The sequence below is a fragment of the Nonomuraea sp. NPDC023979 genome (assembly GCF_040639085.1).
GTDB classification, from domain to species: Bacteria; Actinomycetota; Actinomycetes; order Streptosporangiales; family Streptosporangiaceae; genus Nonomuraea; species Nonomuraea ceibae.
The window spans coordinates 235,217-245,165 of the sequence record NZ_JBEZZG010000008.1 but is presented as its reverse complement, the minus strand read 5'-3'; the positions used below and the strand labels follow the sequence as shown (position 1 = coordinate 245,165).

Here is a 9,949-nt window from a genome sequence, read left to right as displayed (position 1 = left end):
CCGCCGACTCCGGGTGGCCGGCCGCCCCCACGGCCCGGCGCCGGGGAGGGGGCGGGGGGCGGGCGGGGGCGCGCTCCGGCCACCGGCCCGCAGGGACCGTCTCCCCTCTGCTTCCGCGCAGTCTGCGGGCCGCGACGCCTTACTCGCCGCCCTTCTGCACGTAAGACCGGACGAATTCCTCCGCGTTCTCCTCGAGCACCTCGTCGATCTCGTCGAGGATGGAGTCGACGTCGTCGGTGAGCTTCTCCTGCCGCTCCTGGACGTCGGGTGCCGCCGTCGCCTCGGTCTCCTCGACCTCGGACTCGCGCCGGCCGGTCTGCTTCTGCCCACCGGTGTCCTTGCTCGCCATGTCCTACCTCCACGTCGGGGGACTGCCTCTAGCCATATCTTCCCCGAACCGGGCCACAATGCGCGCTCTTCCCCCCGCGATCTTGCGGACTTGACTGGATAGCGACACTATCCAATACTGGGAGAGAGACGAGCACCACGGAGGTTCCGATGTCCCCAGCGTCACTGAGCACGGCAGGCGTGCTCCTCATCACGGTCCCGACCATCGCCTTCGGCGGCGTGTCGCTGCTGAGCTTCCTCATGCGCGGCGTCCCCGGATACCTGGACAACCCGGTCCGCCGCGGCCTGTGGCGCGCCGGCCACGCGCACGCCGGCGTCCTGGTGCTGTTCAGCCTGGTGGCGATGCTGTACGTGGACCAGGCCGACCTGTCCGACGGCTGGAAGACGCTGGTGCGGGTGTCGATCGTGGCCGCGCCGATCCTGATGCCGCTCGGCTTCTTCCTGTCGGTGGCGCGCCCCTCCGACACCAGGCCCAACCGGCTGATCGCCCTGACGTTCGCGGGCGGCGCGTCGCTCGCCGTGGGGACGCTGACCCTCGGCGTCGGCCTGGTATGAGCCTGGGCGCCTCAGGCGGTGCCGGGAGGCCAGATCCCCACGTCCAGGAGCCGGTGGGCGTAGGAGTAGGCGACGAGCTGGCTGCGGTTGCTGCAGGCGAACCGGTCGAGGAGCTTGCCGATCCGCTCCGCCACGGTGTAGCGGCTGAGGTTCATCTCCCGCGCGATCCTCGCCGTCGTGTACCCCTTGGCCAGCATGACGATCAGTCCGGTGTCGCGGTCGTTGAGCAGGTCGCCGGAAGCGAGGTCCATTGGCCGTCCCAGTTCGAATCACCTTGACCGGAGACTTTCCCCGGCGGAAAGCACCCGTGAAAGCACGCTAGAAGAAGGCGCTTAAGCATCGGTATGGCGTGAGCATGCGGCCGCTTATCAGCACAGGTCACCAGCGGCCCCCGGCAGCCGGCCGGCGCGGGCCCGCGCCCTGGAGGATGTCCTCGTAGACCTCCTTCAGCACCGGGCTCGGATCGATCCCGAGATCGGCGGCCAGATGCCGGCGGACGGTCTCGAACTGGGCCAGCGCCTCCGGGGCCCGCCCGCAGCCCGCCAGCGCCCGCATCCGGGCCGCGACCAGCCGCTCGCGCGCCGGGAAGAACGGCACCAGCTCGTCGAGCCGGTTCAGCACCTCGACGTGGCCGCCGCGGTCGAGTTCGAGCTCCGCCCAGTCCTCGTTGATCGTGAGGTGGAGCTCGGTGAGCCTGGCCACCACGTCGTCGAGCAGCGCGACGCCGGTGAACTCCTCCAGCGGCCGGCCCCGCCACAGCCGGATGGCGTCGTCGAGCAGCTCCGAGGCCGCGTCGGCGGCGCCCCTGCGGCGCATCTCCCGGCCCGCCCCGGCCAGCTGGCGGAACCTCAGCAGGTCGAGCTCGCCCGCCGCCGCGTCCAGCCGGTACCCCCAGCCCTGGTGGGAGATCCGGTCGCCGATCCTGCGCCGCAGCATCGAGACGTACACCTGGAGGTTCTTGCGCGCCGTGGGGGGCGGCCGGTCGCCCCACAGCGCGTCCAGCAGGTGGCCGGTGGGGACCACGTGGTTGGGGTGCGACAGCAGGATCGCGGCCAGCAGCCGGGCCTTGCGGGCGCTGATGTGCGCGATCGCGCCGTCGACGCGCACCTCCAGCGGGCCCAGCACGCGGGCGTCCAGCGCGGGCCGCGCCTCCTGGCTCCCGCCCTCACGCCCGCCGTCGCGTCCGGCGCGGGCGGTGCCGAGGGCGAGGAACCCGGCCAGGTCGATCGGCGGCGGGCTCTGGCCGGCCGACTGGCGGTGCAGCGCCCGCACCATCGACAGCGCGGCGATGGTGACGTCGTCGACGCCCGCCTTCGTCTCGAACCACCGCCAGTCGCCGTCGGGGTTGACCTCCAGGAAGACCGGCCCGTCGGCCGTCAGCAGGAAGTCGAACGCGCCGTAGCGCAGCCCCCAGTGCCCGGCGAGCCGGTGCACCGCCCCGGCCACCGCCTCGGGCGTGGCCGCCGGGGTGACCGTGACCGACTCCGGGTCGCACCAGATCGCCTCCGGAGACGGTTTGCCGACGCGGAACGACTGGATCTCCCCGTCGAGGTAGTAGACGCGCAGCTCGGCGACGTGCTCGACGTACTCCTGGACGATCATCGGCGCGTCGCGCCGGTCCAGCCGGCCGGCCTCCGACGCCTGGACGATCTCGGGGAAGACGCCGTGCAGCGTGCCCGGCTCCGCCTCGACGAAGTGCTGGTCGAGGGCCTTGACGACGACCCGGCCGCCCGGCAGCTCGGCGACGGCCGCGCCGGGGTCGGTGGTGACGATCGTGCGCGGCGTGCGGACTCCCAGGCGGGCGGCGTCGTCGAGCTGGACCAGCCGCCCCGGGTCGGCGCCCGCGGGCAGCCGGACGGCCGAGCGCGCCGACAGCTGGCGGACGAGCGCGTACCAGGAGTCGGCCCTGAACACCGAGGCCGGCGAGCCGTTCGCGCCCGGGATGGCGCGCGGCGAGAAGTGCCGCACCCAGGTGACGGTGGGCCTGATGCGGCGGCCGTCGAGCGTGGGGGCGCCGTCGTCCAGGCGCGCGGTGACGCCCAGGCCCGCCAGCGACCCGGCGTCGACGCGGACGCTGGGCACGCCGAGCGTGCGCAGGCCGCGCTGGAGCACGGTGAACTCCGGCAGCCCGGCGCGGCCGACGAGGACCACGCACGGCAGGACGGCCGCGCTGTCGGCGCCCTCCGGAAGCTGCCACGACGCGCCGGTCCGGCCGCGCGGCATGCGGAGGGTGTAGGGGTCGCCGCTCACCGGCGTCCTCCCGCCGCCCGGCTCGGGAACGGTCCGCTTCGGCCCGGCCACAGGTCATGCCGGGCGTGGCCGGCGAACGCGTTCATGAGGCGATGGTCATCTCGCGGCGGTGGGCGCACAACGGCCGCCTCTGCCGAACGGCAGAGGGGGAGGCTGCCAATCCGTTAGCCCACGTTTGTGGGGTTGTGCCATGCGCTGATCACAGGCCCATACTCGACCTGCAACGACATCTCCAGCGGACAGAGGGTGGGCCGTGCCGGGCGACGTGGTGACTGCGGCAGGACTGACCAAACGCTACAGACGCGCCGAGCGGCCCGCGGTCGACGGCGTCTCGTTCGAGATCTCCCGCGGCGAGACCATCGGGCTCCTGGGACCCAACGGCGCCGGCAAGACGACACTGATCAAGATGATCTGCGGGGTGACGGCCCCGACCTCGGGCGAGGTGCGGGTGTTCGACGCCGACCCGGTGCGCCAGCCGGTCGCCGCCAAGAGCGGCATCGGGGCGATGCACCAGTCCGGGCCGTTCGACATGATGCTGCCCGCGCTCGACAACCTGCGCATCGCCGCCCACTTCCGGGGGCTGCGCTGGCGGCAGGTGCGCCCGTGGGCGCTGGAGCTGGCCGAGTTCCTCAACCTGACCGAGGCGCTGCAGCGGTTCGCCTTCCAGCTCTCGGGCGGGCAGCGGCAGCGGCTCCAGCTCGTCCGGGCGCTGCTCACGATCCCCCGGCTGCTCATCCTGGACGAGCCGTCGGCGGGGCTGGACGTGGCGGGGCGGCGCGACATCGAGCGCTTCGTGACCTGGCTGCGGGAGGAGCACGGCGTGACCGTGCTGTGGACCAGCCACCACATCGACGAGCTGGAGCGCAACGCCCAGCGCGTCCTGGTGATCAACCGGGGCAAGGTGGTGCGCTTCGCCAAGCCGCGCGAGCTGGTGGAGGAGTTCGGCACCACCCACCTGGTGGTGTCGGTCGACGACCCGGAGGCAGGCCGGATCGTGGCCGGGTGGGCGAACGCCGCCCGGCTGACGGCCACCGCCGAGGAGTCCGAGGTCCGCATCCACGGCGCCAAGGTGCAGGAGGTGCTGCCGGAGCTGTCGCGCTACTGCCACGACCACGGCGTGGCGATCACCGGCGTCTCCACCGTCGCGGACTCGCTGGAGCAGGTCTTCCTCCGCATGACCGAGAACGAGGGATGAGGCGCATGGCGGCCAAGCTGACGTTCGTCAACACTCCCCCGACCGGCATCCCGAAGGCGGCCGAGCTGTCGGCGGTGCTCTACCGCGAGTACGCGCTGCTGGCCCGCAACCGGGTCTACCTGATCATGGGCCTGGCCCCGATGCTGATCTACCTGCTGCTGGTCAACACGTCGCTGAGCAACCTCATGCAGGTCGTCGTGTACGAGGGCGTCGAGGTGCCGTTCGCGGTGTTCCTGCTGCCGATGACGCTGGCGATGGCGGTGGTCAGCGCGGCCGGGACGTCCGGCATGGCGCTGTTCCAGGAGGAGATGAGCGGGGTGTCGACCCAGCTGTGGTCCTACCCGCTGCGCCGCTCCCGCTTCCTCGTCGGCAAGGTGATCGCCGGGGTGTCGCTGGTGCTGCTCCAGGCCCTGCTGGCGCTCGGCCTCGCGGTCGTCGTCTTCGACCTGCCGTTCGGCGTCGAGGCGTGGGCGGGGCTGCTGGCGGCGCTGGCGATGTCCGCGGTGGCCTTCAACGGGCTCTACCTGGCGGCGGCCATCCTCATCACCGACTACCAGGCGTTCATGCTGCTGTCGAACATCTCGATCCCGGTGCTCATCTTCAGCGCCCCGTCGCTCTACACCGTCGACAGCATGCCCACGGTGCTGCAGTGGGTGGCGGCGGTCAACCCGCTCACGTACGGGATCAACGGGATGCGCGACGCGGCCGTGTTCGGGTTCGCCGAGGTGTGGCAGGACCTGCTCGTCCTGGCGGTCCTGGCGGTCGTCAGCTACACGGTCGGCGGGCGCGCGCTGCTCAACCGCGCCCGCAACATCTGATCTGGCACTCAGGCAGGGGACGATGCGCACAGACGACTCCGACCAGGTGAAGCTCCGGCTGCCCGGCACCGACCGGGCCCGCGACCCGGCCGCCACGTACGCGATGGCGCGGCGCGCGGCCCGGCTCGTCGGGATCACCCGGGTCGCGGACATCACCAGGCTCGACACCATCGGCATCCCGACGTTCCAGGCGATCCGCCCGGCCTCCAGGACGCTCGCGGTGTCCCAGGGCAAGGGCGTCACGCCGGAGCTGGCCCGGGTGTCGGCGATGATGGAGGGCATCGAGCTGTGGCACGCCGAGCAGCCGATGACGCCGGTCCTCCAGGCGCCGCCGCGCGAGGTGGCCGACCGGCTGCCCTACGACGTGCGCGCCCTGCCCGCCGCGCCCGCCTCGCTCCTGCACGACGGGCTGCCGGTCGACTGGGTCACGGCCACGTCGCTGGCCGACGGCTCGCGCGCGCTGGTGCCCCGGGAGTGCGTCGAGTTCTCGCTCGTGCGCAGGACCGGCTGGACCGCTCCCGCGTTCCTGTCCTCGACCAACGGCCTGGCCAGCGGCAACACCGTGACCGAGGCCGTGCTGCACGCCCTGTACGAGGTGATCGAGCGTGACGCCGTCACCGCGGCGCTCGCCTCGGGCGGCAGGGGCGCGCTCGCCGACCCGGCCACGCTCGGATCGCCGGTCGTCGACGGCCTGTGCGAGGCCATGGCCCGCGCCCGCGTCGCCCTGGAGGTCAGGTCCGTGCCGTCGCCGACCGGGCTGCCGTGCTTCCTCGCGCGGATCACCTGCGACGACTACCCGCCGGCGTTCATGGGGTTCGGCTGCCATCTCAGCTCCGAGATCGCGCTGACCAGGGCGATCACCGAGGCGGCGCAGGCCAGGCTCGGCTACGTGTCGGGCGCGCGGGACGACCTGCTGCCCGGCACACACGACGCCGCGCTCGGACGCGGGCCGCTCCCCCGGCCCGCCGGCGGAGCCGCGATCCGGGGGCAGACGGCGCACGAGAGCCTGCTCGACGACCTGCGCGAGGTGGTCAAGCGGGCCGCCGAGGCGTTCTCCTGCGTCCCGCTCGTCGCCGACCTGACCCGGGAGGAGATCGGCGTCCCCGTGGTCAGGGTGGTGGCTCCCGGCAGCCGCATCACACCGGAGGTGCTGTAGTGAGCCCGTCCAGGACGCTGGTCTACGCCGGGCCGACGATCTCCCCCGAGGAGGTCCTCGCCGCGGCCCCGCACGCCGAGGTCCGCCCGCCGGTGGCGCGCGGGGACCTGCACCGGGAGGAGTGGCGCCGGAGCGACACCGCCGTGCTCATCGACGGCTACTACCGCGAGCGGCTGTCGGTGGGGCACAAGGAGATCCTCTGGCTGCTCGACGCGGGCGTGCGGGTCGTCGGCGCGGCGAGCATGGGCGCGCTGCGGGCCGCCGAGCTGGGCCCGTTCGGCATGACGGGCGTCGGCGAGGTCCACGGCATGTACGCCTCGGGGGAGGTCGACGGCGACGACGAGGTGGCGGTGCTGCACGGGCCCGCCGAGCGCGGCTACCCGCCCGTCACGGTGGCGCTGGTCAACCTGCGCCACGGCTGCCGGGAGGGGGCCCGTACCGGGCTCGTCCCGGCGGAGGCGGGCGAGCGGATCGTCGCGGCCGCCAAGGCCAGGCCGTTCACGCACCGCTCCTGGGAGGAGCTGGAGCGGGCGGTGGACCCGGGCGACCGGGAGGCGCTGGGCACGCTCCGGCGCAAGATCGCCGGCGGCGAGTGGGACGTCAAGCGGCTGGACGCGCTGGCGGCGCTGCGCCGGCCCGCTGAGCCGCCCACTGAGCCGCCCGCCGAGCCGACGGTCCGCTGGGCGGCCGAGTCTGCGCTGACGGGCGTCACCCACTACGAGGCGCTGGCCTGGCGGTCGCGGTGGGAGTACGCGCCCGGCAGGTGGATGACGGACCTCGACGTGCTGAGCGCGGCCCGCCTGTACGCCGACGACTACCCGGACGTGCACGAGGAGGTGCTGACCGGCCTGCTCGCGGGCTTCGCCGCCGAGCGGGGGCTCACGACCGGCGCGTACGCGCGGGCACGGCTCGGCGGCGCCACGAGCGAGGGAGAGAACGGCGGCGGCGAGGGCCCGCTGCCCGGCAACCTGGCCTCCTGGCTGACCGAGGCCGAGCGCGACACGCTGAGCGCCGAGGAACGGCTCACGCTGGTGATGGTGCGGGTGTGGCCCGTCTGGCAGTCGGAGGACTGGCGGCCCGCCGTGCTGGAGCGGATCCGGCGCTCGCCGCGCTGGCCGGAGTGGTGCGACCTGGTCGCCCGCGCCGACGACGCCGCCGAGCGCACCCGCGGCAAGCTGGCCGTGCCCGCCCCCGCGATCGCCGGGACCGTCTTCTCCCGCCGCTGGAACCGGCCGGGCACCGGCGCCCGGATCGAGCTGGCCCGGCGCGGCTTCCTCGACATGGAGGACCTGGGCGTGGCTGCCAGGAGGTTCTTCGCGCTGGACGTACGCGGGGCCGGAGGGCGATGAGCGCGACCACGCCGGACCTGGAGGCCGACCCGTCCGCGCCCGAGCACCGCGCCGACCCGCACCCGCTGCTGCGCGACATGCGGGAGCGGGCCCCCGCCTGCCGCCGCCGGTGCCCGTCCACCGGGCGGGTGCTGTGGTACGTGACCCGGTACGCCGACGTGCAGCGCGTGCTCCTCGGCCCCGCCCTGGGGCGCCAGCTCGACCGGCTGCCGCCCGAGGCCGCCGCGTTCCACCGCCGCTTCGAGCACGACCCGCTGGCGATGGTGCGGCGCAACGTGTTCAACCTCGACCCGCCCGACCACACGCGGCTGCGGCGGCTGATCGCGCCCGCGTTCGGCCCCCGTACCGTGACGGCGCTGGAGCGGCGCGTCCACGCCGTGGTCGGCGAGCTGATCGGCGCGATGGCGGCGGGCGGCCCCGAGGCCGACGTGATCGAGGCGCTGGCGCTGCCGCTGCCGCTGCGCGTCGTCGCCGAGCTGATCGGCTTCCCGCTCGACGACCTGGACCGGCTGCGCGGGTGGAGCGACGACATGCTGCGCAGCCGCGACGTGACGCGGGTGCGCCGCGCCGGGGTCGCGTTCGTCGCCTACGCGAGCGCGAAGCTCGCCGAGCGGCGCGCGCGGCCGGGCGACGACCTGCTGTCGCGGCTGGCCACCTCGCCCGAGCTGAGCCGCGCCGAGCTGGTCTCCAGCGTGTTCCAGCTGCTGCTGGCGGGCGACGAGACGACGGTCAACCTCATCGGCAACGCCGTGCTCGAACTCCTGCGCCACCCCGGCCAGCTCCGGCGGCTGCGGGAGCGGCCCGAGCTGATCGACTCCGCCGTGGAGGAGGCGCTGCGCTACAACGGCCCCGTCGGGCACTCCCGGCCGCTGTACGCGCTGACCGGCACCGAGATCGGCGGCGTGCCCGTCGCGTGCGGCGACGTCGTCGTGCCGGTGCTGCTGGCCGCCAACCGGGACCCGGCGGTGTTCGACAGGCCCGACACGTTCGACATCGGCCGCACCCCGAACCGGCACCTCGGCTTCGGCCACGGCAGCCACTTCTGCCTCGGCGCGACGCTGGCCAGGATCCAGGCGCGGGCCGCCGTCGGCGCGCTGGTGCGCCGCTTCCCCGGCCTCACGCTGGCGGCCGACCCGGCCCGCCTGGAATGGACGCCGGAGCTGTTCCTGCACGGCGTGCGCCGCCTGCCCGTACTGCTGAAGGAAGGAGCCGGCGCGTGACGGACGAGTGGGCGGACTACGCGTACCTGTCGCGGACGGCGTTCGGCTACGCCGGCTCGCAGATCCTCTACAGCGCCGTCCGGCTGGGCCTGCCGGACGCCCTGGCCGACGGCCCGCTGCCGGTCGAGAAGCTGGCGGGCGCCGTGGGAGCCGACCCGGCGGCGCTGAGGCGGCTGGCGCGGGCGCTGGTGGTGCTCGGCGTGCTCCGCGAGACGGCGCCGGGGCAGCTCGCGCTGGCCGAGCTCGGCCGGCCGCTGTGCGCCGGCCATCCCCGGTCGATGCGCTCCAGCGTGCTGCTGTTCGGCGACCCGGCCGTCTGGAGCGCCTGGGGCGCGCTCAGCGACAGCGTGCTGACCGGCGAGCCGGCCTTCGACCGGGTGCACGGCCGGCCGCTGTTCGACCACCTCGCCGGCGACGCCGGGCTGTCGCGGATCTTCAACACGGCGATGCGCGAGGGCACCGGGCACCTGGCCGCCGAGGTGCCCCGCGCCGTCGGCTGCGGCGGCGCCCGCGTGGTCGTCGACGTCGGCGGCGGGGACGGCACGCTGCTGGCCGCGGTCCTCGCGGCCGTGCCGGGCGCGCGCGGCGTCCTGTACGACACCGCCGAGGGCGGGGCGGGGGCCGCGGAGACCTTCCGGCGGGCGGGGGTCGCCGATCGGTGCGCGGTCGAGGCCGGCGACTTCTTCGCGCGCGTGCCCGGCGGCGACCTCCTGCTGCTCAAGGGCATCCTGCACGACTGGGACGACCGGCGCTGCGCCACGCTGCTGCGCCGCTGCCGCAAGGCGATCGACCCGGGCGGGCGGCTGCTGGTGGTCGAGCCGGTGCTGCCCGGGCGGCTGGACGCGCCGGACGCGGCCGGGGCCGTCATGAGCGACATCGCGATGCTCGTCTACACCGGCGGCCGGGAGCGCGACCGGGCCGGGTTCGAGGAACTGCTGGCCGGAGCCGGGTTCGCGCTGGAGGGCGTGAGCGCGCCGCTCGGCGGCACCGCGATCCGGGTGCTGTCCGCCGCACCGGTCTGAGCCCGCGAGCCGTCCGACTGGCCGGGTCACGGGGAG

At 74.4% G+C, this 9,949-nt stretch carries 10 protein-coding genes; 7 read left to right on the top strand and 3 right to left on the bottom strand.

Annotated features, from left to right (window positions below):
• Positions 1 to 139 precede the first annotated feature (139 nt).
• The gene (locus AB0G11_RS17885) at positions 140 to 349 is read right to left on the bottom strand and encodes a ubiquitin-like protein Pup (protein ID WP_049570363.1); all 210 of its coding nucleotides are present in this window, start codon (positions 347 to 349) and stop codon (positions 140 to 142) included.
• A gap of 149 nt (positions 350 to 498) precedes the next feature.
• On the opposite strand from AB0G11_RS17885, the gene AB0G11_RS17880 reads away from it, so the two are divergent.
• Positions 499 to 903 carry a hypothetical protein gene (locus AB0G11_RS17880; RefSeq protein ID WP_219517430.1) on the top strand — a complete coding sequence of 135 codons (405 nt, stop codon included), beginning with the start codon at positions 499 to 501 and terminating at the stop codon, positions 901 to 903.
• 11 nt (positions 904 to 914) lie between these two features.
• On the opposite strand, the gene AB0G11_RS17875 is transcribed toward AB0G11_RS17880, so the two are convergent.
• The gene (locus tag AB0G11_RS17875) at positions 915 to 1,154 is read right to left on the bottom strand and encodes a LuxR C-terminal-related transcriptional regulator (protein ID WP_219517431.1); all 240 of its coding nucleotides are present in this window, start codon (positions 1,152 to 1,154) and stop codon (positions 915 to 917) included.
• Between the two features lie 127 nt (positions 1,155 to 1,281).
• Positions 1,282 to 3,153, bottom strand: a complete 1,872-nt coding sequence (locus AB0G11_RS17870; RefSeq protein ID WP_357586828.1) for a BTAD domain-containing putative transcriptional regulator — start codon at positions 3,151 to 3,153, stop codon at positions 1,282 to 1,284.
• A gap of 268 nt (positions 3,154 to 3,421) precedes the next feature.
• On the opposite strand from AB0G11_RS17870, the gene AB0G11_RS17865 reads away from it, so the two are divergent.
• Genes AB0G11_RS17865 through AB0G11_RS17840 form a run of 6 tightly spaced genes read left to right on the top strand, consistent with a single transcriptional unit; the run spans position 3,422 to position 9,913 of the window.
• Positions 3,422 to 4,348, top strand: a complete 927-nt coding sequence (locus tag AB0G11_RS17865; RefSeq protein WP_357586826.1) for an ABC transporter ATP-binding protein — start codon at positions 3,422 to 3,424, stop codon at positions 4,346 to 4,348.
• 5 nt (positions 4,349 to 4,353) lie between these two features.
• Positions 4,354 to 5,166, top strand: coding sequence for an ABC transporter permease (locus AB0G11_RS17860; protein ID WP_219517434.1), 813 nt, complete (start codon positions 4,354 to 4,356; stop codon positions 5,164 to 5,166).
• 22 nt (positions 5,167 to 5,188) lie between these two features.
• Positions 5,189 to 6,322, top strand: a complete 1,134-nt coding sequence (locus tag AB0G11_RS17855; RefSeq protein WP_357586824.1) for a YcaO-like family protein — start codon at positions 5,189 to 5,191, stop codon at positions 6,320 to 6,322.
• Positions 6,322 to 7,671: a TfuA-like protein gene (locus AB0G11_RS17850; protein ID WP_357586822.1), complete on the top strand. Its 1,350-nt coding sequence runs from the start codon at positions 6,322 to 6,324 to the stop codon at positions 7,669 to 7,671. Before AB0G11_RS17855 ends, AB0G11_RS17850 begins: the two co-directional genes overlap by 1 nt.
• The gene (locus AB0G11_RS17845) at positions 7,668 to 8,891 is read left to right on the top strand and encodes a cytochrome P450 (protein ID WP_357586820.1); all 1,224 of its coding nucleotides are present in this window, start codon (positions 7,668 to 7,670) and stop codon (positions 8,889 to 8,891) included. Before AB0G11_RS17850 ends, AB0G11_RS17845 begins: the two co-directional genes overlap by 4 nt.
• Positions 8,888 to 9,913, top strand: coding sequence for a methyltransferase (locus AB0G11_RS17840; RefSeq protein WP_357586818.1), 1,026 nt, complete (start codon positions 8,888 to 8,890; stop codon positions 9,911 to 9,913). The genes AB0G11_RS17845 and AB0G11_RS17840 overlap by 4 nt, the downstream gene beginning before the upstream one ends.
• The last annotated feature ends 36 nt before the right edge of the window (positions 9,914 to 9,949 follow it).

Bases quoted from the DNA above. Each gene is read 5' to 3' on its own strand.
- AB0G11_RS17860 (WP_219517434.1), top strand. From the start codon at position 4,354: ATGGCGGCCAAGCTGACGTTCGTCAACACTCCCCCGACCGGCATCCCG.
- AB0G11_RS17880 (WP_219517430.1), top strand. From the start codon at position 499: ATGTCCCCAGCGTCACTGAGCACGGCAGGCGTGCTCCTCATCACGGTC.
- AB0G11_RS17855 (WP_357586824.1), top strand. From the start codon at position 5,189: ATGCGCACAGACGACTCCGACCAGGTGAAGCTCCGGCTGCCCGGCACC.
- AB0G11_RS17885 (WP_049570363.1), bottom strand. From the start codon at position 349: ATGGCGAGCAAGGACACCGGTGGGCAGAAGCAGACCGGCCGGCGCGAG.
- AB0G11_RS17845 (WP_357586820.1), top strand. From the start codon at position 7,668: ATGAGCGCGACCACGCCGGACCTGGAGGCCGACCCGTCCGCGCCCGAG.
- AB0G11_RS17875 (WP_219517431.1), bottom strand. From the start codon at position 1,154: ATGGACCTCGCTTCCGGCGACCTGCTCAACGACCGCGACACCGGACTG.